At 75.8% G+C, this 22443-nt stretch carries 20 protein-coding genes; 10 read left to right on the top strand and 10 right to left on the bottom strand.

Translation table 11 applies throughout. The features are described 5' to 3' along the window. Positions 1-161: 161 nt before the first annotated feature. From ACFVN3_RS12745 to ACFVN3_RS12700, 10 genes are all read right to left on the bottom strand, one after another. Positions 162-818 carry a YigZ family protein gene (locus ACFVN3_RS12745; protein ID WP_378233216.1) on the bottom strand — a complete coding sequence of 219 codons (657 nt, stop codon included), beginning with the start codon at positions 816-818 and terminating at the stop codon, positions 162-164. Positions 819-958: 140 nt separating this feature from the next. Next, positions 959-2407, bottom strand: coding sequence for an argininosuccinate synthase (argG, locus tag ACFVN3_RS12740; RefSeq protein ID WP_378233215.1), 1449 nt, complete (start codon positions 2405-2407; stop codon positions 959-961). Positions 2408-3143: 736 nt separating this feature from the next. Further along, positions 3144-3632: a VOC family protein gene (locus tag ACFVN3_RS12735; RefSeq protein ID WP_378233214.1), complete on the bottom strand. Its 489-nt coding sequence runs from the start codon at positions 3630-3632 to the stop codon at positions 3144-3146. 178 nt (positions 3633-3810) lie between these two features. After that, positions 3811-4389 carry a Dps family protein gene (locus ACFVN3_RS12730; RefSeq protein WP_378233213.1) on the bottom strand — a complete coding sequence of 193 codons (579 nt, stop codon included), beginning with the start codon at positions 4387-4389 and terminating at the stop codon, positions 3811-3813. A 103-nt stretch (positions 4390-4492) separates the two neighbouring features. After that, complete coding sequence (locus tag ACFVN3_RS12725) at positions 4493-5047, bottom strand: hypothetical protein (RefSeq protein WP_378233212.1); 555 nt, start codon at positions 5045-5047, stop codon at positions 4493-4495. Continuing rightward, positions 5044-6396, bottom strand: coding sequence for a DUF58 domain-containing protein (locus ACFVN3_RS12720; protein WP_378233211.1), 1353 nt, complete (start codon positions 6394-6396; stop codon positions 5044-5046). The genes ACFVN3_RS12725 and ACFVN3_RS12720 overlap by 4 nt, the downstream gene beginning before the upstream one ends. Then, entirely contained in the window at positions 6393-7400 is a 1008-nt protein-coding gene (locus ACFVN3_RS12715; protein ID WP_378233210.1) for an AAA family ATPase, read from the bottom strand. Before ACFVN3_RS12715 ends, ACFVN3_RS12720 begins: the two co-directional genes overlap by 4 nt. Continuing rightward, entirely contained in the window at positions 7397-7951 is a 555-nt protein-coding gene (locus ACFVN3_RS12710) for a hypothetical protein (RefSeq protein WP_378233209.1), read from the bottom strand. Before ACFVN3_RS12710 ends, ACFVN3_RS12715 begins: the two co-directional genes overlap by 4 nt. Next, positions 7948-8763, bottom strand: a complete 816-nt coding sequence (locus ACFVN3_RS12705) for a DUF4129 domain-containing protein (protein ID WP_378233207.1) — start codon at positions 8761-8763, stop codon at positions 7948-7950. The genes ACFVN3_RS12710 and ACFVN3_RS12705 overlap by 4 nt, the downstream gene beginning before the upstream one ends. Next, complete coding sequence (locus ACFVN3_RS12700; RefSeq protein WP_378233206.1) at positions 8760-9929, bottom strand: DUF3866 family protein; 1170 nt, start codon at positions 9927-9929, stop codon at positions 8760-8762. The genes ACFVN3_RS12705 and ACFVN3_RS12700 overlap by 4 nt, the downstream gene beginning before the upstream one ends. A gap of 35 nt (positions 9930-9964) precedes the next feature. Between ACFVN3_RS12700 and ACFVN3_RS12695 the strand changes: the two genes are divergently transcribed. The 10 genes from ACFVN3_RS12695 to ACFVN3_RS12650 all read left to right on the top strand — a co-directional run bounded on the left by ACFVN3_RS12695 (position 9965) and on the right by ACFVN3_RS12650 (position 22407). Next, complete coding sequence (locus ACFVN3_RS12695; RefSeq protein WP_378233205.1) at positions 9965-11059, top strand: helix-turn-helix transcriptional regulator; 1095 nt, start codon at positions 9965-9967, stop codon at positions 11057-11059. Next, complete coding sequence (locus ACFVN3_RS12690) at positions 11052-12065, top strand: helix-turn-helix transcriptional regulator (RefSeq protein WP_378233204.1); 1014 nt, start codon at positions 11052-11054, stop codon at positions 12063-12065. The genes ACFVN3_RS12695 and ACFVN3_RS12690 overlap by 8 nt, the downstream gene beginning before the upstream one ends. Positions 12066-12075: 10 nt before the next feature. After that, a complete protein-coding gene (locus tag ACFVN3_RS12685; RefSeq protein ID WP_253049458.1) occupies positions 12076-12402 on the top strand; it encodes a hypothetical protein in 327 nt (108 codons plus the stop codon). Between the two features lie 57 nt (positions 12403-12459). After that, positions 12460-12726 (top strand): Sec-independent protein translocase subunit TatA, encoded by a 267-nt coding sequence (gene tatA / locus ACFVN3_RS12680; RefSeq protein ID WP_378233202.1) that lies wholly within the window; start codon positions 12460-12462, stop codon positions 12724-12726. A 36-nt stretch (positions 12727-12762) separates the two neighbouring features. After that, complete coding sequence (gene tatC / locus ACFVN3_RS12675; RefSeq protein WP_053370848.1) at positions 12763-13506, top strand: twin-arginine translocase subunit TatC; 744 nt, start codon at positions 12763-12765, stop codon at positions 13504-13506. A 43-nt stretch (positions 13507-13549) separates the two neighbouring features. Next, positions 13550-14662: a diacylglycerol/lipid kinase family protein gene (locus ACFVN3_RS12670; RefSeq protein ID WP_378233201.1), complete on the top strand. Its 1113-nt coding sequence runs from the start codon at positions 13550-13552 to the stop codon at positions 14660-14662. Between the two features lie 110 nt (positions 14663-14772). Next, positions 14773-17775 (top strand): DEAD/DEAH box helicase, encoded by a 3003-nt coding sequence (locus tag ACFVN3_RS12665; protein WP_378233200.1) that lies wholly within the window; start codon positions 14773-14775, stop codon positions 17773-17775. 129 nt (positions 17776-17904) lie between these two features. Continuing rightward, positions 17905-19545: an amidohydrolase gene (locus ACFVN3_RS12660; protein WP_378233199.1), complete on the top strand. Its 1641-nt coding sequence runs from the start codon at positions 17905-17907 to the stop codon at positions 19543-19545. A gap of 307 nt (positions 19546-19852) precedes the next feature. After that, positions 19853-21604, top strand: coding sequence for an apolipoprotein N-acyltransferase (gene lnt, locus ACFVN3_RS12655; protein ID WP_378233198.1), 1752 nt, complete (start codon positions 19853-19855; stop codon positions 21602-21604). Further along, positions 21601-22407, top strand: coding sequence for a polyprenol monophosphomannose synthase (locus ACFVN3_RS12650; RefSeq protein ID WP_378233197.1), 807 nt, complete (start codon positions 21601-21603; stop codon positions 22405-22407). The genes lnt and ACFVN3_RS12650 overlap by 4 nt, the downstream gene beginning before the upstream one ends. The last annotated feature ends 36 nt before the right edge of the window (positions 22408-22443 follow it).

Genomic DNA, 22443 nt, shown 5'->3' with positions numbered 1-22443 from the left:
GGCGGCTTCGCAGACGGGCGGCGGATCACAGGTACAGCGCCACCACCCACCACGACCACCCCCACGCAGCCGTGCGCCGTCGGGCACCGTGACCACGCCTCTACCTCGACCAACCAGGGTTCTCCTTCGGCGGACCGGGGTTATACCTCGGCAGGGTGGGGTCAGGCGGGGAGGTCGACGACGCGGTCGGGGCCAGGGTGGGCGGTGAGGGTGCCGGACGAGGCGGCGGCGAGGTCGGCGGTGAACCGGTCGAGCTCGACGGGCGGGACGAGGACGGTGAACTCCGCCTCGGCTCCGTAGACGACATCGTCGAGCGAGCCGTCGTGCTGAGCGGTCCAGTCCCGCAGGATGCCGTGGAGACGGCCGGCGTCGGCGTGGGGGACGTCGACGCGCACCTCGGTGAGCACCGCGCGGCGTACCGGGCGCGCGACGTCGAGTGCCTCGCTCACGGCGGACGAGTACGCGCGCACGAGACCGCCCGCGCCGAGCAGCACGCCGCCGAAGTAGCGCGTGACGACGGCGACGACGTCGGTGACCTGGCGGTGCCGCAGCACCTCGAGCATCGGGACGCCCGCGGTGCCGGACGGCTCGCCGTCGTCGGTGGAGCGCTGCTGGTCGGCGTGGGCGCCGACGACGAGAGCGACGCAGTGGTGCCGCGCGTCCCAGTGCTCCTTGCGGAGGCGGGCGATCACGGCGTCCGCGTCGGCGACGGACGCGACGGGGGAGAGGTGCGCGAGGAACCGGGACTTCTTGACGACGAGCTCGTGGTCGACGGGTCCGGCGATCGTGCCCCACAGCTCCCCGGTGCCCGCGCTCATCCCGCGAGCCTATCCGTGCACGGCAGGCGCCACGCCCGCCCGCGAGAGGGCGACGTGCCGCTGGAAGGGCGACGCACGACCGCGGAGAACCGGTCTCCGCGGTCGTGCGTCGCTGTCTCGCTGCGCGTGGCCGGGTCGGGTCAGTCCGTGCCCGACTCCATGGCGGCCCGGTCGAGGAGCGCGTCGTCGCCCTCGGCCATGCCGCGTGAGGCGATGACCTCGGCGCCGCCCTCGGGCATGGCGCCGATGAGCTCCGTCGCGGCGCCCTGGGTCGCGCCGATGAGCGCGGCGTGCGTGGTCCCGACGATCCCGATGCCGGCGTACTGCTCGAGCTTGGCGCGCGAGTCGGCGATGTCGAGGTTGCGCATGGTGAGCTGGCCGATCCGGTCCATGGGGCCGAACGCGGAGTCCTCGGTGCGCTCCATCGAGAGCTTGTCCGGGTGGTAGCTGAACGCGGGCCCGGTGGTGTCGAGGATCGAGTAGTCCTCGCCGCGGCGCAGGCGCAGCGTGACCTCGCCCGTGACGGCGGTGCTGACCCAGCGCTGGAGGGACTCGCGGATCATGAGCGCCTGCGGGTCGAGCCAGCGGCCCTCGTACATGAGGCGGCCCAGGCGGCGGCCCTCGGTGTGGTACTGCGCGAGGGTGTCCTCGTTGTGGATCGCGTTGACGAGGCGCTCGTACGCGGCGTGCAGGAGGGCCATGCCGGGAGCCTCGTAGATGCCGCGGCTCTTGGCCTCGATGATGCGGTTCTCGATCTGGTCGGACATGCCGAGGCCGTGGCGTCCGCCGATCGCGTTGGCCTCGTTCACCAGGTCGACGGCGGACTCGAACTCGCGCCCGTCGATCGTCACCGGGCGGCCCTGGACGAAGCCGATCGTCACGTCCTCGGTCGCGATCTCGACCGACGGGTCCCAGAACCGCACGCCCATGATGGGGTCGACGGTCTCGATGCCGGTGTCGAGGTGCTCCAGCGTCTTCGCCTCGTGCGTCGCGCCCCAGATGTTCGCGTCCGTGGAGTACGCCTTCTCGGTGCTGTCGCGGTAGGGGAGGTCGTGGGCGAGCAGCCACTCCGACATCTCCTTGCGGCCCCCGAGCTCGGTGACGAAGTCGGCGTCGAGCCACGGCTTGTAGATGCGCAGGGCCGGGTTCGCGAGCAGACCGTAGCGGTAGAACCGCTCGATGTCGTTGCCCTTGAACGTGGACCCGTCGCCCCAGATCTGCACGTCGTCCTCGTGCATCGCGCGCACCAGCAGGGTGCCGGTGACGGCGCGGCCCAGGGGAGTGGTGTTGAAGTACGCGCGCCCGCCGGAGCGGATGTGGAACGCACCGCACGCCAGGGCGGCGAGGCCCTCCTCGACGAGCGCCGCGCGGCAGTCGACGAGGCGCGCGACCTCGGCGCCGTACGCGGTCGCGCGCCCCGGCACCGACGCGATGTCGGGCTCGTCGTACTGGCCGATGTCGGCGGTGTAGGTGCAGGGCACGGCGCCCTTGTCGCGCATCCAGGCGACGGCGACAGACGTGTCGAGGCCGCCGGAGAACGCGATCCCGACGCGCTCGCCGACGGGGAGGGAGGTGAGAACCTTGGACATGGTCAAAGTATGCGCCAATCTGCATAGGTATTCAATCTCGCGCTGCAGGCCGATTCCTCTGCGAGCCGATCTCGGCGCGCCCGAACCGTAATAGTGTGCCAAGCGCCTAGATTTGCTTCCCGTGACCACCGACGCCACCGTCCCGCTCGACAAAGGCCCCGACGAGGCGGCCGGCCGCCCCGCGGCCTCGCCGTCTCGCTATCCCCGACCGACGGTCTCGCTCGACGAGGCCGAGTGGGTGTGGAGGACGCTCGCCACCGAGGCGATGGTGGAGTCGGCGAAGCCGGAGACGGTGCGACTCGCCGTGATCGCGGGGCTCACGCGCGCGACGGGCGCCCGGTACGGCGACCTCCTGCGCTGCACCGCCGACGCGATCGACCTCGGTCCCGCGACGGCGCGCGCGGGGGAGGGGAGGGTCGTGCTCACGCACGGCAAGCACCGCACGGTCCGCGAGCACGTGCTCAGCGCGAGCGTCGTCGTCGTGCTGCGGCGCTGGATGGCCGTGCGGGAGGTGCTCGCCGCGGACCTCGAGGGGTCGGTGCCGCGTGCGCTGCTGCTCACGGTGCACCACACGCACGACAACGGCGTCACGGTCTCCAGCGGCCTGCCCATCACCAAGCAGGGGCTCGTGCTCTCGTGGCGGCGGTTCGTGCACCGCACCAACGCCCGCTACGGCGCGGTGCGGGCTCCGCTGCCGACCCGCTTCGAGCAGGTCCGGCGGGCGTGGGTCGAGGCGTCAGCGCCCGTCGGGAGCGGGATCGTCGCGGGGCCCGGGCTCGGTGACGACGCCGGGCGGGACGCCCTCCTCGCCGCCGAGCTCCTGGAACAGGGTGACGTGGAGGCCGGCGGGGGCGTCGAGCCGTGAGTTGAGCGAGCCCCACGGGGTGCGGGTCGGGGGAGCGACGAGCTCCGCCCCGGCTTCGACCGCGCGGTCGGTGGCGACCCGGGCGTCGTCGACCTCGAACGCGACCCGCAGGTGGCCCGCGACCTGATGCCCGACCTCCACGTCGTCGATCGCCCGCTTGTGCGCGGGGTTCGCGATCTCGAGCGTCGCGTGCCCGACGTCGAGGATCGCCACCCGGTCGTCCTCGCCGTCGGCGTACGCGATGCGCTCGGGGAGGCCCAGGACGTCGCGGTAGAACGTGAGGGCGGCGTCGTAGTCGTCCGCCTCCACGACGAGGCGGAGCTGGCGGACAGAGGGCTGCGAAGGCGCGTCGTCGCTCATCCGACGACCCTACGTCACCTCGTGCAGAAATAGTGTGCCAAGCACTCCCAGCCACCCCCACCGCCGTACACGGCTCACCACACGGCACGGAAAAGCCGGCCGCACGCCACGTCGGGTAGACCGTGGCGTCCGGCCGGCTCTGTGCTGCGGAGCAGCGGTCCGGCGGAGGGAGCGGGCGTCAGGGCTGGCGAGCGGCCGCCTGCTCGGCCTTGCGCGCGGCACCGGTCTCGGTGCGCGCGCCGTCGGTGGAGAGGTCACCACCGGTCGACTCGAGGTGCGCGCGGACGAACCAGTGGAACAGCTCGAGGTCGTGCAGGTGCCCGATGAGCAGGTCGTTGGTCACGTCGTCGAGCTCCTCGGTCGCGGTCGCGGCCTCGCGGTGCGCCGTGATGACCCCGACGTACACCTCGTCGAGGGCCCCCAGGTGGGCGATGGTCGAGGCGCGGCCGAGCGAGTAGTCCTCCCAGCTCCGCTCGGCGACCAGCGCGCCGGGCGTGCCCTGCGGGGAGACACCCAGCGTCGCGATGCGCTCCGCGACGGCGTCGACCATCGCGCGGACGGCGTCGACCTGCGGGTCGATCATCTCGTGCACCGCGATGAAGTGCGGTCCGACGACGTTCCAGTGGATGTGCTTGAGCGTGAGCTGAAGATCGTTGAGCGCGTGCAGGCGCTCCTGGAGGATCCCGGCGACCTTCGCCCCTTCCTCGGGGGTGAGCGACGGGACGGTGTACTTCGGCAGGTCGGAGCGAGCGGCCATGGGTGCCTCCTCGGGTCGGGTGCGGTCGCCGCGGTGACGGCGGGACGGCGTCGGGCGCCGTCCCGCCATCGTCGGGCGGTCCCCGGCCGCTCGCAGCGCGACGTCAGTCCCGCGGCGAGACGAGCAGCACGAGGCCCAGCACGGCGACCCCGCCGAGTGCGGTGGCGACCGCCGACGCGGCGTCTCCCGCGGTGATCGCCTGCACCGCGAGCGCCACCACGAGGAGCGCGGCCTGGAGAACGACGACCCTGCGGAGGTCGGGCACGACGGCGCGCAGCTCCGCGCGCGCCTCGGGGGGCACGTGGTCCGACCACCAGGCGGTGCGCAGGACGAGGTGACCCAGCGGGAGGAGGGCGAGCACGACGGGGTCGAAGGGCGCGTTCCCGTCCGCGAGCATGACGAGCCCGCCGAGGAGCACGAGCAGGTGGGGCACCGGCGGTGCGGGCAGGTAGGCGGTGACGGCCCCGAGGCCGAGCGCGGCACCCCAGACGAACGACGGCGCGAGCCCGGTCGTCTGGAGCGCGGCTCCGGCGAACGCGGTGGCGAGGGTGAGGAGGAGGACGCGCGGGCACCACCCGGGGAAGGTGCGCGCGGTCTCGACCTGGAGGCGGGGGCGTGGTGCGGCGGTGACGACCTCGCGTCGGGCGGGTCGCCTCATCGGGTGCTCCCGGCAGGGGTCGGGCGGCCGGGTCCTTGCCGGTCGAGCCGTCGTGCCGCGAGCTCGAGCGTCCCGCGCGCGCCGTCGGCGCCGGGCGTGCCGTCGAACCAGCGTGCGACGACGATCCCGCTCTCTAGCAAGTCGTGGACGCGGTCGGCGCGCTCGTGGCGCGTGACGGTCCAGGCGGTCGCGACGTGGTCGTCGACCGCGGCGACGGAGACGAGTGGGAGGACGTCGATGACGACCACGACGTGTCCGGTGTCGTGCCACTGGCGGGCGAGGCGGGGCGCCTCGTCGTCGAGCAGGGTCGAGAAGAGGTAGACGGCGGCGCCGGCGGGGACCTGGGGCGGGCGGTGGCGGGCGGACGGGTCGCCGACGGGTCGGGCGAGGGCGAGGCCGTGGAGGATGCGTCGCAGGTGGCGTCGCCCGCCGCCGGGACGGACGGGTCGGGCGAGGCGGCCGAGGTCGTCGAGGGCGACGCGGTCGCCGTCGGCGAGGACGGCCTGGGCGACGGATGCGGCGGCGTGGCGGGCGAGGTCGAGGGACGTGGCCTCGTCGGGGCGCTGGGCGCCGACGCCGCTCCAGGTGGCGAGGTCGGGGGCGACGTCGTCGCGGGAGTCGACGACGAGGACGACGGTCGCCTCGGCGGTCCCGAAGGTCCGGCGGACGTAGAGGGTGTCGAGGGTGGGGGAGCGGCGGGCGGTCGCGCGCCAGTCGATGCGGCGGAGCCGGTCGCCGGGGCGGAAGGCGTCGACGTCGCGCAGCTCGGTGCCGTCGCCGGGGCGCCGGGAGGTGTGGGGGCCGGAGAGTCCGCGCAGGCGGGAGGAGAGGGGCAGGCGTCCGAGCGGGGTCGGACGGGGCAGGACGAGGCGGCGGGGGCCGCGGGCGACGCGGGCGACCTGCTCCTCGACGCCGTCGGGCCCGTAGGCGGCGTAGTCGACGCGGAGGGTGTCGGTGACGCCGGTGCGGGCGGAGGGTGCGTGCCAGGCGAGCTCGTGGGTCCCGGCCGTGGCGCGGACCAGGCGTTCGGTGACGAGGCCTCCGGGGGCGAGGGCGCGCAGCCGCAGGAGCTCGACGCCGGGTGGGACGTCGGCGACGGTGCGGGCGGCGAGGGTCCCGGCCGGGGCGTCGGTGTCGAGGACGACCCGCACGGTGACGGGTCCATCGGGGCGGTGGGTCCAGCCCCAGACGGCGCCGAGCAGCGGCGCGAGCCCGAGGAGGGCGGCGTCGGGGCGGCGGAAGAGGACGCCGAGGGCGAGGAGGGTGGTGCCGAGGAGGACGCCGGCGGCGAGGTGGACGGTGGTGCGCCAGCGGGGCGGGTCGTCGTGGTCCGCCGTGGGGGTGCTCATCCGCGAGCGCCGACGGTGGCGGGTCCGGGGACGGTCTGGAGGATGCCGGCGACGACGGTCTCGGGCCGAAGGTCGGCGGCCCATGCTCCGGGGGTGAGGGTGAGGCGGTGGGCGAGCACGGGGACGGCGACGCGCTTGACGTCCTCGGGCAGGACGACGTCGCGCCCGTCGAGCACGGCGACGCCGCGGGCGAGGAGGGCGAGGTTCTGGGACCCGCGGGGGGACGCGCCGACCTCGAGGTCGCGGTGGGTGCGGGTGGCGGCGGCGAGGTCGACGCAGTACGCGATGACGTCGGGGTGGACGTCGACCTGCTCGACGGCGGCCTGCATGGCGAGGACGGTGTCGCGGTCGACGACCTGGCGGACGACGGGGCCGTCGTGGCGGCGGGCGATGCGGCGGGTGAGGACCTCGCGCTCCTCGTCGCGCGCGGGGTACCCGACGGACAGGCGCACCATGAAGCGGTCGAGCTGTGCCTCGGGGAGCGGGTAGGTGCCCTCGTGCTCGACGGGGTTGGACGTCGCGACGACGTGGAACGGCTTCGGGAGAACGTGGGTGGTGCCCTCGACGGTGACCTGGCGCTCGGCCATCGACTCGAGCAGGGCCGACTGTGTCTTGGGGGCGGTGCGGTTGATCTCGTCGGCGAGCAGCAGCCCGGTGAAGACGGGCCCGGGCCGGAACTCGAAGGTGCGGGTCGCGGGGTCGTACACGGAGGAGCCGGTGACGTCGGAGGGCAGCAGGTCGGGGGTGCACTGGAGGCGGGTGAAGTCGAGGCCGAGGGCGCGGGCGAGGCTGCGGGCGGCGAGGGTCTTGCCGAGCCCGGGGACGTCTTCGAACAGGACGTGCCCACCGGCGAGCACGGTGGCGAGCGCGAGCGTGAGGGGTTCGCGGGCGCCGACGACCGCGGTCGCGACCTCGTCGAGGACGGCGCGGCCGTGCGCGGCGACGGTGGGCACGTCGAGGGTCGCGGGTTGCGCGGCGGTGCGGGCGGCGGGGTCGGCGGTCATCGGGGTATCCCTCCGTCGGGGCGGTCCGGGGTGGCGTGGGTGGTGGGGGTCTGGTCGAGCCGGTCGAGCGCCGCGAGCCAGGTGTCGAGCTCTGCGGGCGTCGGGAGGCGCCCGTCGGTGACGAGGTCGTGGACGGTGCGGGCGGCACGGGGGCCGAGGAGCCGTGCCAGGTCGGTCGCGGCGCCGGGGTCGGCGAGGTCGTCGATCCCGTGGTGGGCGAGGCGACGCTCCGTGAGGTGCCGCACCCGGCGGGCGGCGGTGACCGTGACGCGACCGTCGCGGCCCAGGACCGACCAGCCGAGGTCGGACACGTCGCGCCGGTTGCCGTCGCGCCGCACGTCGGGGACGCGCGGCCACACGGTGTCCCCGGCGTAGCCGGTGCGGTGCCACAGCAGCACGCCCGCGACACCGAGGGTCGTGAGCATGAAGGCGTGCGCGTGCGAGGAGCCGACCAGCACGAGGAGCGCGCCGAGCCCGACGGCGATCCCGGCGGCGAGCAGGGCGCGCCGGTCCACCGGGCGCAGGCGACCCCAGCGTTCGCGTGCCCTCACGGCCGTGCTCCGCGGTGCAGCGGGCGGTCGTGGGGCGCGGCCGGGTCGGGGGTCCCGTCGGTGGGGCGCCGGGCCCGCGTCGCGAGGTCCGCCGCGATGCGGGCGAGCGCGTCGCGAGCAGTCTTCAGGTCGTGCTCGCCGAGCGGGGTCTCGCCGAACCGGGCCCGGTGGTAGAGGCCGCGGAGCGCCGCGACGGCGTCCGCGTCCACCCGGGTGCTGGCCAGGACGGCGCTCGTGAACTCCGTCGGGGTCTGTGCGGGGTCGCGCCGGGTGCCCGCCCGCTCCGCGGCGCGCTCGAGCGCGACCCAGGCGGCGACGACGGCGTCGTTCGGGTCGGCGTCCGGCGCGCGCAGGTCGTCGTGGGCCCGCTCGACGGCGTCCCGCAGCTCCGGCACGACCGGGTCCTCCGCGGCGTGGACGAAGACGTCGCCGGGTGCCGTGACGAGGATCTCCCGTCGGCGACGTCGCGCGAGCAGGGCCGGGAGGTAGCGGCGCGCGAGCACGACGAGGACGACGAGCGCGACCACGCCCAGGAACACGAGCAGGTACGTGTCGAACGACATGCCGCCGGTGTCGGCCAGGTTCCGGAGGTCGTCCGGCCCGGTGTTCGTGTCGCGGATCGTGGCGGTGTCGGGCGGGGGCGCGACCGGGTCCTGCGCGACGTCGTCGAACCAGCCCGGCGTCTGCCAGCCCCATGGTGCGCCGACGGCCGCGGCGAGCACGGCCGCGAGCGCCAGCGCGGCGACGACGGCGAAGCGTGCCGGTCCGGGCCGGTGGTGGTCTGCGTGGTCTGCCCCCTGCGGTGCGGTCATGCGGGCCGGAGCGACTCGGCGTGGACGCCGGCGACGGCGGCGGCGACGAACGCGGCAGGGTCGGCGTCGAGGCCGCGGCCCATGGTGGAGAGCCGGACGGGGACGTCGTGGAGCGCGTCGAGGAGGGCGGGGTCGGCGGGGACGTCGACGAGGTGGTGGCGCCCGGTGGGGGCGGCGAGGGTGGCGGCCTGCTCGGCGACGCGGCGGGTGAGGTCGGCTCCCCACCCGGTGAGCCGTTCGACGTCGGGTGTGGGGACGGGCACGGGGACGTCGCTCGGGGCGAGGGCGACGCGGCCGTAGGCGGTGAGGGAGTGGTGGGAGACGCCGAGGTGGCGGTCGCGGGCGTCGGCGCCGGAGACGCGCAGGGACGCGACGGGGCGGCCGCCGAGGGCGGCGACGGCGTTGAGGGCCTCGCCGGCGGCGACGCCGGAGTAGCCCCAGCGGGTGCCGGTGCCGAGGTTGCCGGGTCCTTGGGCGACGACGACGAGGTCGGCGCCGGTGACGTGGCGGGCGGCGAGGAGGCCGGTGTGCACGGTGACGGCCTCGAGGTCGCCGCCGAAGGCTTGTCCGACGGTGAGGCAGGTGTCGATCCAGCCGGTGTCGCGGAGGGTGGCGACGGTGCGGGAGAACGCGGCGGGCAGGGCGCCGCCGTCGGTCATGACGTAGGCGACGCGGGGTGCGGGGCGGCCCGCGAGCGCCGCGGCGTGACGGGCGCCGGCGACGACGGCGGGCAGGGCGGAGTGGAGGTCGGCGACGACGACGGGCGTGCCGTCGAGGTCGTCGGCGTCGCGGAGGGTGTCGTGGTGGGGGGACTCCTGCTCGTCGACGCCGAGGACGAGGGCCTGGAGGGGGGTGTACCGGGCCTTGACGAGGTGGCCGGGGCCGGGTGCGGGGTCGGGCGGGAGGGGGGTTCCGGGCCGGGCGGGTCCGACGACGAGGGCGTACCCGCCGGTGCCGAGGCCGCGTGCGAGGGCGGAGACGTTGAGGAGCACGTGGTCGCCGGGGTGGGGGGTGCCGACGAGCTGGGTGTACGCGAGGGCGCGCACGGTCGCGTCGGGGTCGTCGTCGCGCCCGGGGAGGGGGTCGTGGAGCCGCACGAGCAGCTCCTGGGCGCCGGTCCAGGCCTTCGCGTGCGACACCACGGTCGCGGTCCGCCACGTGATCACGCGGCACACCCTATCGACCGACTAGCGTGGTGCCGATGTCCGAGCCCACGCCCCCTTCCGTCGCGCCCGATCCCGCGCCCTCGTCGTCGGGGTCGTCGCCGACGAACCCGGCGGCGCGCCTGCTGAACCTGGTGATCGCGCTGGTGAACACGAACGCGTCGATGACGAAGCAGCAGATCCGCATCAGCGTGGCGGGATACGGCGACGCACCGTCTCCGGACGCGTTCGAACGGATGTTCGAGCGGGACAAGGACACGCTGCGCGACCTGGGGATCCCGATCGTCACGGTGGACGCGGGCGGGCACGCGGACGAGGTGGGGTACCGGATCGACCAGGACGCGTACGCGCTGCCCGCGGTGGACCTCACGCCGGCGGAGCTGGGGGTGCTCGCGCTGGCGACGCAGTTCTGGCAGGACAAGACGCTGCGCACGGACATCTCGCGGGCGTTGACGAAGCTGCGCGCGGCGGGCGCGGGGGAGACCGCGATGGACGTCGTCGCGGGCCTGGCGCCGCAGGTGCGTCCGGTGGGCGACGCGTACGCGACCCTCATGGACGCGATCTCGGCGCGACGCGCGGTGTCGTTCACGTACCGGGCGGCGAGCACGGGGGAGGTGCGGGCGCGGCGCGCGCAGCCGTGGCGGATCGCGGCGCGGCGCGGCGGCTGGTACCTGGTGGGTTTCGACCTGGACCGGGGGGCGCCGCGGTCGTACCGGCTGAGCCGGGTCGAGGGCCGGGTGCGGGCGACGGGCCCGCGCGACGCGTTCGAGGTGCCTGCGCACGTGGACGTGGACGCGGCGCTGGGCACGCGCGACGCGGGCGGCGTCGCGCGCCTGGCGGTCGTGCCGGAGCGGGCGGGCGCGCTGCGGGCGCGCGGCACGGTCGTGGGGTCGGTGCCGGACGCCCGGGCGGGCGACGGCGCGGGTCGTGACGTGCTCGAGGTCGCGTACGACGTGCGGTACGCGCTGGCGGACGAGGTCGTGGGGTACGGGGACGCGGTGCTGGTGCTCGGGCCGCCGGACCTGCGGGCGGCGGTCGTGCGACGGCTGCGGGACGCGGCGGCGCTGGGCTCCGCGCAGGACGCCGGGGCGGGCGCAGGCGAGGGGACGACGGAGGTGGCGGGGCGTGGCTGAGCGCGCGGACGACCGGCTGGTGCGCCTGCTGGGCATCGTCGCGTACCTGGACGGGGCGGGGCCGGTGCCGGTGGGTGAGCTCGCCCGGCACTTCGGCGTGAGCGAGCGCCAGGTCCTGGACGACGTCGACGCCCTGTGGGTGTCCGGCACCCCCGGGTACTGGCCGGACGACCTCATCGACTTCGACGCCGACTCGATCGAGCGCGGCGTCGTGCGGCTCACCGAGGCGCGCGGCATGACCCGGCCCCTGCGCCTCGGCACGCGCGAGGCGGTCGCGCTCATCGCGGCGCTGCGTGCCATGCGGGAGACGGCGGCGGTGCAGGCCGACCCGGAGCGCGCGGGCGTCGTGGAGTCGGTGCTGCGCAAGCTCACCGACGCGACCGGCGAGGCGGCGGCGGCGCTCGACGTGCAGCTCGCCCCCGAGGGCGACCCGCGCGTGGTCGCGGCGATCACGAGCGCGCTCGTCGCGGGCCACCGCCTACGGATCCGGTACGTGACGGCCGCGGACGAGGAGTCCGAGCGCGAGGTCGACCCCGTGTCCCTGCACACGCAGGACGAGCACGCCTACCTGCTCGCGTGGTGCCACCGCGCCCGCGGGCGCCGCACGTTCCGCGTCGACCGCATCCTCGCGGCCACCGAGCTGGACCAGCCCGTGGAGGGGCACGACGTCGACCCTGACGTCGACTTCACCCCCACCGGCGACGCGCCGCTCGCGACGATCACGTTCGCCAGCCCGGCTCGCGCCGTCGCGGAGCAGGTCCCCGTCGAGTCCGTGCGCAACCTGCCCGGCGGCGCGTTCGAGGTGCGCCTGCGCGTCACCAACCCGGTGTGGTTGCGTCAGCTCCTCACCGAGCGGGCGCGGCACGTGCTCGCCGTCGAGCCGGCGTCGGTCGCGCGCGACGTGCGCGACGCCGCGAGCGCCGCCCTGTCCGCGTACGCGCACCTGCCGGGCGAGGCAGCGGGCCCCGGGGGCGACCCGTCGGGCGATGACCGGGCCGCTGGCTAGGGTGGGCGGCATGTGGTTCTGGGTCTGGACGCTGCTCGTCGTGGGCACGCTCGTCGGAGCGTTCTTCCTCGCGCGGCGCCTGTGGCGGTCCGTGAAGGGGCTGGGGCGCGAGCTGTCACGCGCCTCGCAGGTCGCGGCGGACATGAGCGCGCGGGCGGACGAGCTGTCCCGCGCGCTCGAGGAGGCGCAGCCGTCGACCGCGCCGACCCTGTTCGACGACCCCGTCGTGCTGCAGGAACGCGTGGACCTGCTGCGCGCCGAGCGGGCGGAACGGCGCGTGCAGCGGCGGCGGCGCGACGAGCAGGTCTGGTCCCGCTGGCGCCGGTTCAACGCGTAGGGTTCACCGCGTAGACTCGCTCGCGTAGCGCCGTTCGCCTCGAGGAGGAGTTAGCCCATGGGCATGCTCAAGCCCTGGCACATCATCGTGCTGGTCGTCGTCATCCTGCTCCTGTTCGGCGCGCGCCGGCTCCCCGACCTGGCCAAGAGCGTCGGCCAGTCGCTGAAGATCTTCAAGAGCGAGGTCAAGGACCTGCGCGAGGACGACACCACGCCGCCCGCGGCGGGTGGCACGGGCACGACGTCCACGTCGACCGGTACCTCCGCGCCGACCGTGACCGGAGGGACCACGTCGCCCGAACCGGGCGACACCTCGAAGGGATAGTCGGTGTCACGTACCTCCCGTGACCCCGAGGGGCGGATGCCGCTCCGCGAGCACCTCCTGGAGCTGCGCAAGCGCCTCTTCCTCGCCGCGTGCGGCCTCGTGGTCGGCGCGATCGTCGGGTGGTTCCTCTACGAGCCGCTGCTCGAGGCGCTGCAGGCGCCGCTGCTCAAGGCGGCGGAGGAGCAGGGCAAGGTCATCAGCCTGAACTTCTCGGGCCTGGCCTCCGCGCTCGACATGAAGGTCAAGGTCTCCCTCTTCCTCGGCGTCATCGTCACGTGCCCGTGGTGGCTCTACCAGCTGTGGGCGTTCATCACCCCGGGTCTGACGACCCGGGAGAAGCGGTACGCGTTCGCGTTCCTCGGCGGGTCCGTCCCGCTGTTCCTCGGCGGCGCGTACCTCGCGTGGTGGGTCCTGCCGCACGCGGTCGACATCCTCGCCGGGTTCGTGCCCGACGGCGCGACCAACCTCGCCGACGCGCAGGGCTACCTGAGCTTCGTCATGCGCCTCGTGCTGGCTTTCGGTCTCGCGTTCGTGCTGCCCGTGGTGCTCGTCGCGCTCAACGCCGCCGGGCTCCTGCGCGCGTCCGCGATGGCCAAGGGCTGGCGCTGGGCGGTGCTCGTCGCGTTCGTGTTCGCCGCCGTCATGACCCCGACGCCCGACGCTCTGACGATGATCTTCGTGGCGCTGCCCATCTGCGGGCTGTACTTCGCCGCGCTCGGCATCAGCTACCTCCACGACCGGCGCGTCGACAAGCGCGACGCCGCACGGCTCGCCCTGTGAGCGCCACGCCCCGACCGCGCCCCGCCGGGCGCGGGGGCCGCGCATGAGCACGGTCGCGCTCGTCGTCAACCCGACGGCGGGGCGCGGGCGCGGTCGCACCGCGGGCGCGCGCACCGCCGAGGCGCTGCGCGCGGCGGGGCACGACGTCGTCGACCTCAGCGCGCCGAGCCTGCCCCTCGCCCAGGAGTCCGCCGACGCCGCCGTGCGCGGCCCCGGTGGCGACGGCGCGGGCGCGCGGCCCGGGGTTGACGCCCTCGTCGTCGTCGGCGGGGACGGCATGGTGCACCTCGGCGCCAACGCGACCGCCGGGACCGGCGTCCCGCTCGGCATCGTCGCGGTCGGGACGGGCAACGACTTCGCGCACGGCCTCGGGCTGCCCACGACCCGCGCGGACCGGTGCGTGGACGCCCTCCTCGCCGCTCTCGGCACCGCCGCGAGCGCCGTGTCCTCGGCGAGCTCGCTGCCGTCCGTGCGCGCCGTCGACGCCGCCCGCGTCACGGGCGAGCACCTCGCAGCGCCCCGCTGGTACGCGGGCGTGCTGTCCGCGGGGATCGACGCGGCCGTGAACGCCCACGCGAACGCGGCCACATGGCCGCGCGGGCGGTCGCGGTACGCGCGCTCGGCCCTCACGGAGATCACGCGGTACCGCCCGTACGGGTACCGGGTCACGCTGCGCGGCGTGCCCGCGGGCGACGAGCTGCCCGACCTGCTCGCCGGGGCGCCCCTCCTGCTCGACGGCGCCGCCGTCGGGACGAGCCGCGACGTCCCCGACGCGCAGGGCGGTCGGACCGTGGTGTGGGAGTCGCCGGGTGCGCTCGTGTCGGTCGCGAACGGGCCGCGCATCGGCGGCGGCATCCGGATCGCGCCGGGCGCGGCCCTCGACGACGGCCTGCTCGACGTCGTCGTCGCGGGCCCGTTCGGGCGCTGGGGCGCGACGCGCATCTTCCCCGGCATGTACGCGGGTCGGCACCTGGCGAACCCCGGGGTGGGGACGCTGCGCGCGACGTCGGTGACGGTCGCGGCGACCGAGGCGGGCGCGGTCCCGCCGCACGCGTTCGCCGACGGCGAGCACCTGGGACCCCTCCCGCTGCGGGTCGACGTGGTCCCGGGCGCGCTGCACGTCCTGGACGCCGCGGCCGGCCCCGCCGCGCGCTGACCGTCCGCCGACCGTCCGCCGAGGACGCGCCCGATCGCGTGCCGGCGGCTTCCCGCGCCGGACTCCGCGCACCGACCCGCGAGGTCGGTGCCGGACCGTAGGCTGGCACCATGACGGCCGCTGAATCGCCCGCCGCCCGTTACGCCGCGTCCCGGGCCCGCCAGGCGGCGTCCCGCACCCGGCTCGCGGAGTTCCGGCAGGTCCTCGACTTCCCCCTCGACGACTTCCAGGAGCGGGCGTGCGAGGCGCTCGAGGAGGGCCGTGGCGTCCTGGTCGCCGCCCCCACCGGTGCGGGCAAGACGGTCGTGGGCGAGTTCGCCGTCCACCTCGCCCTCGCGGGCGGGCGCAAGGCGTTCTACACCACCCCGATCAAGGCGCTGTCCAACCAGAAGTACGGCGACCTCGTGCGCCGCTACGGCGCCGACTCGGTGGGTCTGCTCACCGGCGACACGACGATCAACGGGGAGGCGCCCGTCGTCGTCATGACGACCGAGGTGCTGCGCAACATGCTGTACGCGGGATCGCGCACGCTCGACGGCCTCGCGTTCGTCGTCATGGACGAGGTGCACTACCTCGCCGACCGGTTCCGCGGGCCGGTGTGGGAGGAGGTCATCATCCACCTGCCCGACGACGTCCAGCTCGTCTCCCTGTCCGCGACGGTGTCCAACGCGGAAGAGTTCGGCGACTGGCTGGAGATGGTGCGCGGCGACACGACCGTCGTCGTCAGCGAGCGCCGGCCCGTTCCGCTGTGGCAGCACGTGCTCGTCGCGTCGGCGAACCCGGCGACCGGGGTCGCGCACGCGGGCGGCGGCCGCGCGCTCGGCGCGGACCTGCTCGACCTGTACGCGGGGCACGTGGACCCGACGGACCCCGGCGTGAACCCCCCGATCAGCCCCGACCTGCTGGCCGCGTTCCGCGCCGCCCCGCGCACGAGCGCGTCGGGCCCCGGCGGGCGACGCGGCCCCGGTGACCGCGGGTACCGGGGGCGGGGCGGGCGCCGCCCCGGTCCCGACCGGTCGGGACACGGCGGTCCGGGGGCACGCCGCACCCCGGCCCGGTTCGCCGTCGTGGACGCCCTGGACGCGGACGGGCTGCTGCCCGCGATCTACTTCATCTTCTCCCGCGCCGGGTGCGAGGGCGCCGTCCAGCAGTGCCTGGCCGCGGGGCTGCGCCTCACCTCGCCTGCGGAGGAGGCCGAGATCCGGCGCGTGGCCGAGGAGCGCACGGAGACCATCCCCGCGGAGGACCTCGAGGTGCTCGGCTACTGGACGTGGACCGAGTCGCTGGCGCGCGGGATCGCGGCGCACCACGCCGGGATGCTGCCCGTGTTCAAGGAGACCGTCGAGGAGCTGTTCAGCCGCGGCCTCGTCAAGGTCGTGTTCGCGACCGAGACGCTCGCGCTCGGCATCAACATGCCCGCCCGGTCCGTCGCGCTGGAGAAGCTCGTCAAGTGGGACGGGACCGCGCACGTGGACGTCACGCCGGGGGAGTACACCCAGCTCACGGGGCGCGCGGGGCGGCGCGGCATCGACGTGGAGGGGCACGCCGTCGTCGTCGACCACGCGGGCCTCGACCCGGTGCACCTCGCGGGCCTGGCGTCCAAGCGCCTGTACCCGCTGCGCTCCAGCTTCCGGCCCACGTACAACATGGCGGTCAACCTCGTCGCGCAGGTGGGCCGGGACCGGGCGCGCGAGGTGCTGGAGACGTCGTTCGCCCAGTTCCAGGCGGACCGCGGCGTCGTCGGGCTCGCGAAGCAGGCGCAGGCGCACGCCGAGGCGCTCGACGGGTACGCCCAGGCCATGACGTGCGACCGCGGCGACTTCGCGCAGTACGCGGCGCTGCGACGGCGCATCACCGCGCGCGAGGGCGACCTGTCGCGCGCCGCGAGCCGGTCCCGCCGCGCGGAGGTCGTGGCCGCGTTCGAGCGATTGCGGCCCGGGGACGTGGTCGAGGTGCCGTCCGGGCGGCGCGCGGGCTACGTCGTCGTGCTCGACCCGGGGGAGGGTGCCGGGTTCGACGGGCCGCGCCCCACCGTGCTCACGCAGGACCGGCAGGTGAAGAGGCTCACCGTCGCCGACGCGCCCGGCGGCATCCGCACCGTCGCCAAGGTCCGGATCCCCAAGGCGTTCAACCCGCGTGTCCCGGCGCAGCGGCGCGACCTCGCGTCCACGCTGCGCAACGCCCTCGGTGCGCTCGACGAGCCCGGCGCGCGCCCCGGGCGCACCACCCGCACCCGGTCGGCCGCCGCGGACGACGCCGAGCTGTCGCGCCTGCGCGCGCAGCTGCGCGCCCACCCGTGCCACGACTGCCCGGACCGGGAGGACCACGCGCGCTGGGCCGAGCGGTGGGCACGGCTCAAGAAGGAGCACGACCAGCTCGTGCGCCGCGTCGAGGGCCGCACCGGGTCCATCGCGCGCGTGTTCGACCGGATCTGCGACGTCCTGCTCACGCTCGGCTACCTCGCCCCCGGGGATGCCGACGACGACCCGGTCGCGCCGCTCGAGGACGCCCTGGACGCGGAGGAACCCGCGGACGAGTCCCGCGGCGACGGGGACGGCCCCGGTGGCGCGGGCGGACAGGCCGCGGGCCGCGCCGGGCTGCGCGTCACGCGCGACGGGCAGTGGCTGCGGCGCCTGTACGCGGAGAACGACCTGCTGCTGGCCGAGTGCCTGCGCCGCGGCGTGTGGGAGGACCTCGATGCTCCCGCCCTCGCGGCGGTGGTGTCCACGTGCGTGTACGCGGGGCGCCGCGAGGACCACGGTGAGCCCGACGTCCCCGGCGGCCCGCACGGCAAGCTCGCCCGCGCGCTGGAGGCGACCACGCGCGTGTGGTCCGAGGTGGACGACCTCGAGGAGGCGCACGACATCGACGCGACCGGCGCGCTCGACGAGGGCCTCGTCACCGCCGTGCACCGGTGGGCCGTGGGCCGCAGCCTCGACGCCGTGCTGCGCGGCTCGGAGATCGCGGCCGGCGACTTCGTGCGCTGGTGCAAGCAGGTGATCGACGTCCTCGACCAGGTCGCGACCGCCGCGCCCACGCCCGCGGTGCGGCGCACCGCGCACCAGGCGATCGAGAAGCTGCGCCGGGGCGTCGTCGCGTACTCCAGCGTCTGAGCCGACGGCGGCGGCCCGACCGCGCCGGGGAGACGGGCGGCGTGACGTGCACGACACCCGGCCCCACCTGCGCCGACGCCGGGCCGGAAGGGTGAGGTTCGGGCGGTTGTGGCGGTATCGTGAAGGATTGTGGCCTCAACCCTGTACCGCGGCGGCGTGATCCACTCTCAGGCCGACCCGTTCGCAGAAGCACTCCTCGTCGACGACGGCGTCATCGCCTGGATCGGCGCCGACGACACGGCAGACGGGCTCGCCGCCCGCGCCGACCGCGTGATCGACCTCGACGGCGCGCTCGTCGCACCCGGGTTCGTCGACGCGCACGTCCACCTGTTCGAGGTCGGGCTCGCCCTCGCGGGCGTCGACCTGTCCGCGAGCGCCGGCGTGACGACCCTCGCGGCCGCTCTCGAGGCGGTCGCGAAGGCCGCCGCGGACGTCGGGGACGACGACGTCGTGCTCGCGTTCGGGTGGGACGAGCGGTCCTGGCCCGAGGGTCGCCCCCCGACGCGCGACGAGCTCGACGCCGCGGCGGGCGGGCGCGCGGTGTATGCGGCGCGGGTCGACGTGCACTCGGCCGTGGTCTCCACGACGCTCGCGCGGCGCTGCGCCCTGGCGGAGCGCCCGGGCTGGGACGAGTCGGGCTGGGTCACGGGAGAGGCGCACCACGTCGCGCGGGACGTGGCGCGCGACGTGTCGCCGGCGCGGCGCACCGACCTGTACCGGGCGGCGCTGCGTGCGGCGGCGGAGCAGGGGATCGTGTCGGTGCACGAGATGAGCGCCCCGCACATCGACACGCGCGCGGGGCTGCGCGAGCTGCTCGCGCTGACGGGCGAGGCGTCCTCGGGGCTGGCGCACGTCGTCGGGTACCGGGGCGAGCTGTGCACCACGGTCGACGACGCGCGCGAGCTCCTCGCGGACGTGCCCGACCTGACGGGCATCGCGGGCGACCTCAACGTGGACGGGTCGATCGGGTCGCGCACCGCGGCGATGCGCCTGCCCTACCAGGACGGGCCGGACCGGGCCGACCGCGGGAACCTCTACCTGAGCGCGGAGCAGATCGCGAACCACCTGTCCGCGGTCGGGGCGGCGGGAACGCAGGGCGGGTTCCACGTCATCGGGGACCGTGCGATGGACGAGCTCGTCCTCGGGCTCAAGGTCGCCGCGGAGGTGCACGGCCAGGGCGCGGTGCGCGCGGCGCGGCACCGGGTGGAGCACGCGCTGTTCGTGGACGCGACGGCGCTGGCTTCCCTGCTGCTGTTCGGCGTGAGCCTGAGCATCCAGCCGGGGTTCGACGCCGCGTGGGGCGGCCCGCAGGGCATGTACGCGGCGCGCGTGGGCGCGACCCGGGCGGAGGGCCTGAGCCCGTTCGCGGACCTCGCGGGGGCGGGCGTGCCGCTCGCGTTCGGGTCCGACGCGCCGGTGACGCGGCTCGACCCGTGGGCGGGCGTGCTCGCGGCGATGTCGCACGTGGACCCGGACCAGCAGATCTCGGCGCGGGCCGCGTTCCGCGCGCACACGCGCGGCGGCTGGCGCATCGCGGGCCTGGACCACACGGGCGCCGGTCAGCTGCGTGTCGGTGCGCCCGCGCACCTCGCGGTGTGGCGGGGCGAGCACCTCGTGGTGCAGGGCGCGCTCGGGCGCACGACGTCGTCGTGGAGCACGGACGCGCGCGCCGGGCAGCCGCTCCTGCCGGAGCTCGGCCCGGACGTGCGGCGGCCGCGGTGCCTGCAGACGGTGCGCGACGGCGTCCCCCTGTTCGACACGTTCGTCTGACCGCTACCGCTTGACAGGGCCGTGAGCCGGAGTAGGTTCGACAGGGTGTTCCGGCCCCCGCGGCCGCAGGGGGATCAGCCACCGACGACGACCCCTCGGCGTGCCGTGCCGGGTATCTGGCCGGGCTCGCGCGCTCAGTAGAAAACGTGCTCCGCCGGTGGCGGCGGCGTACGGGCCGAAGGGCGCGCGAGCCCGCACACGCACCTCTCCGACCGTCGTCCGTCAGCCCTCCGAGCCCCCCGTGTTCACCCGCCGGGCCGCCGACCGGCACCGGCTTCGGTGCAGGCGCGTGGCGTAGGGTGCACCCGTGCACGTCCCTGAGCCCACGGCCGCCGCGGCCGGGCGACCCCGCCCCGCGGTACCGGACACCTCCGCCCCGGACTCCCCGGCATCCACCACGTCCGAGACCGGCCACGGCGAGACCGGTCGCCACGTCCCCGGGACGGCGGACGGCCGCGCGCTGGTGGGGCCCCCGTCGCGGCCGCTCACGCTGCTCCTGGCCCTCGCGGGCGGGCTCGTCACCGACGCGGCGTTCCCCGACCGCGGGTGGTGGCCCCTCGCGTTCGTCGGCGTCGCCGCGCTGTTCTGGGCGCTGCGCCGCGACGGCGCGCGGTGGGGCTTCCTCGTCGGGCTCGTGTGGGGTCTGGCGTTCTTCCTGCCCCATCTGTGGTGGGCCAACTACGCGACCGAGACCGTGCCGTGGGTCGCGCTGTCCGTCATGGAGGCGTGCTTCGTCGCCGTGCTCGGCGCCGCGTGGGTGTGGGCGCGGCGCTGGCCGTGGCTGGCAGGGCGCGCGTGGGCGCAGGCCGTCGGGTTCGCGGTGCTGTTCGTCGGCGTCGAGCAGGCGCGCACCGAGGTGCCGTTCGGCGGCTTCCCGTGGGGTCGGCTCGCGTTCTCCCAGGCCGACTCCCCGCTCGGGCGCGCCGCGTGGCTCGGGGGCGAGGTCCTCGTGTCCCTGCTCGTCGCGCTCGCCGGGTCGCTGCTCGCGGTCGCCGTGCTCGCGCTGGTGCGCCGTCGCGACGTCGTGACGGGCGCCGTCGTCCCGGTCGCCGTGGCCGGGGCTCTCGTCGCGGCGCCCCTGCTCGTGCCGCTCGACACGCGCGCCGAGGCGGGCACGCTCGCCGTCGGGGCCGTGCAGGGCAACGTGGGCGAGCCGGGCCTCGGGTCGTTCGCGAACCGGGCCGAGGTGCTCAACAACCACCTGCAGGGGACCGTCGCGCTGCTGGACCAGGTGGAGCCCGGCGACCTCGACGTCGTGCTGTGGCCCGAGAACGGGTCCGACCTCGACCCGCAGACCGCGCCCGACGTCGCGCGCGCCATCGACGACGCCGCGCGCGAGGTCGGCGCCCCGATCCTCGTCGGCGCCCAGGAGTACCCCGAGACCGGTGGCCGGTACAACGTGTCGCTGCTGTGGGAGCCCGGTACGGGCGTCGTGGACCGGTACGCCAAGCAGCACCCCGCCCCGTTCGGCGAGTACATCCCCCTGCGGTCCCTGCTGCGGATCTTCTCCGACCAGGTCGACCGCGTGAGCATCGACATGATCCCCGGCACCGAGACGGGGGTCGTCGACCTCGCGTCCGAGCGTCTCGGCCGCACCGTGCCGCTCGGCGTCGTCATCTGCTTCGAGGTCGCCTACGACGGCCTGGTGAACGACGCCGTGGACGCGGGCGCCGAGGTGCTCGTCGTGCAGACCAACAACGCCTCCTTCGGGTACACCGCCGAGTCCACGCAGCAGCTCGCCATGTCGCGGCTGCGCGCCGTGTCGACCGGGCGCGCGACCGTGCAGGTCTCGACCGTCGGCGTGAGCGGCGTCATCGCCCCCGACGGCAGCCTCCTGCAGAGCACCGAGCTGTTCACCGCCGACCAGCTGGTCGCCGACCTGCCGCTGCGCACGAGCCTGACCCCGGCCGTGCGGGCGGGGGACTGGCCCGGGCGCGTCGTCGAGCTCCTCGCCCTCGGCCTCCTCGCGGCGGGGGTCGGGAGCGTCGTCCGCGAGCGCCGCGCGGACCGGGCGTCCGCGACGCCCGCCGCGGTCACGACCCGGGACGACGCGCGGTGAGCGAGCGCCCCGGGGAGCCCGCCGCGCCGGGCCGCGTGCTCGTCGTCGTGCCCACGTACGACGAGGCGCTGACCCTGCCGGGCACGCTCGCGCGCCTGCGCGCCGCGGTGCCCGACGCGGACGTGCTCGTCGTGGACGACGCGAGCCCGGACGGGACGGGTGACCTCGCCGACGCCGCGGCCGCCGCGGACCCGGGCGTGCACGTGCTGCACCGGGCGGGCAAGGAGGGCCTGGGCGCCGCGTACGTCGCGGGGTTCGGCTGGGGCCTGGACGCCGGGTACGACGTCCTGGTCGAGATGGACGCCGACGGGTCGCACCAGCCCGAGCAGCTGCCGTCCCTGCTCGCGGCGCTCGCCCCGGCGGGCGAGTCCGGGGACGGTGCGGGCGCGGACCTCGTCATCGGGTCGCGCTGGGTCCCGGGCGGACGGGTGGAGAACTGGCCGTGGCACCGCGAGGTGCTCTCCCGGGCGGGGAACGTGTACGTGCGCGTCGCGCTCGGGCTGGGCCTGGGGGACGCGACGGCGGGCTTCCGCGCGTACCGCGCCGCCGCGCTGCGCACCGTCGACCTCGCGAGCGTGGAGTCGCACGGCTACTGCTTCCAGGTGGACATGGCCTGGCGGGTCGTGCGCACCGGCGGGCGGGTGGTCGAGGTGCCGATCACGTTCGTCGAGCGCACGGCGGGCCGGTCGAAGATGAGCCGCGCGATCGTCACCGAGGCGCTGTGGAAGGTCACGGTGTGGGGTGCGCGGCGGCGCGCCGCCCAGCTCGCCGCCGCGGTGCGGGGCCGGGGGAGCCGGGCCTGAGGCCGGCGCGGTCGCGCACCGTCACGCGCCGCGCCC

It is taken from the genome of Cellulosimicrobium sp. NPDC057862, assembly GCF_042797035.1.
GTDB lineage: Bacteria > Actinomycetota > Actinomycetes > Actinomycetales > Cellulomonadaceae > Cellulosimicrobium.
Note: the sequence above shows the minus strand (reverse complement) of the source record. Positions and strands in the feature narration are given on the sequence as shown.

What these genes read in the sequence shown, in the direction of transcription:
- tatA (WP_378233202.1), top strand. Translation starts at nt 12,460, where the DNA reads ATGGGCATGCTCAAGCCCTGGCACATCATCGTGCTGGTCGTCGTCATC.
- ACFVN3_RS12705 (WP_378233207.1), bottom strand. Translation starts at nt 8,763, where the DNA reads ATGACCGCACCGCAGGGGGCAGACCACGCAGACCACCACCGGCCCGGA.
- ACFVN3_RS12695 (WP_378233205.1), top strand. Translation starts at nt 9,965, where the DNA reads ATGTCCGAGCCCACGCCCCCTTCCGTCGCGCCCGATCCCGCGCCCTCG.
- ACFVN3_RS12715 (WP_378233210.1), bottom strand. Translation starts at nt 7,400, where the DNA reads ATGACCGCCGACCCCGCCGCCCGCACCGCCGCGCAACCCGCGACCCTC.
- ACFVN3_RS12725 (WP_378233212.1), bottom strand. Translation starts at nt 5,047, where the DNA reads ATGAGGCGACCCGCCCGACGCGAGGTCGTCACCGCCGCACCACGCCCC.
- ACFVN3_RS12735 (WP_378233214.1), bottom strand. Translation starts at nt 3,632, where the DNA reads ATGAGCGACGACGCGCCTTCGCAGCCCTCTGTCCGCCAGCTCCGCCTC.
- argG (WP_378233215.1), bottom strand. Translation starts at nt 2,407, where the DNA reads ATGTCCAAGGTTCTCACCTCCCTCCCCGTCGGCGAGCGCGTCGGGATC.
- ACFVN3_RS12730 (WP_378233213.1), bottom strand. Translation starts at nt 4,389, where the DNA reads ATGGCCGCTCGCTCCGACCTGCCGAAGTACACCGTCCCGTCGCTCACC.
- ACFVN3_RS12745 (WP_378233216.1), bottom strand. Translation starts at nt 818, where the DNA reads ATGAGCGCGGGCACCGGGGAGCTGTGGGGCACGATCGCCGGACCCGTC.
- ACFVN3_RS12720 (WP_378233211.1), bottom strand. Translation starts at nt 6,396, where the DNA reads ATGAGCACCCCCACGGCGGACCACGACGACCCGCCCCGCTGGCGCACC.
- ACFVN3_RS12685 (WP_253049458.1), top strand. Translation starts at nt 12,076, where the DNA reads ATGTGGTTCTGGGTCTGGACGCTGCTCGTCGTGGGCACGCTCGTCGGA.
- ACFVN3_RS12670 (WP_378233201.1), top strand. Translation starts at nt 13,550, where the DNA reads ATGAGCACGGTCGCGCTCGTCGTCAACCCGACGGCGGGGCGCGGGCGC.
- tatC (WP_053370848.1), top strand. Translation starts at nt 12,763, where the DNA reads ATGCCGCTCCGCGAGCACCTCCTGGAGCTGCGCAAGCGCCTCTTCCTC.
- ACFVN3_RS12665 (WP_378233200.1), top strand. Translation starts at nt 14,773, where the DNA reads ATGACGGCCGCTGAATCGCCCGCCGCCCGTTACGCCGCGTCCCGGGCC.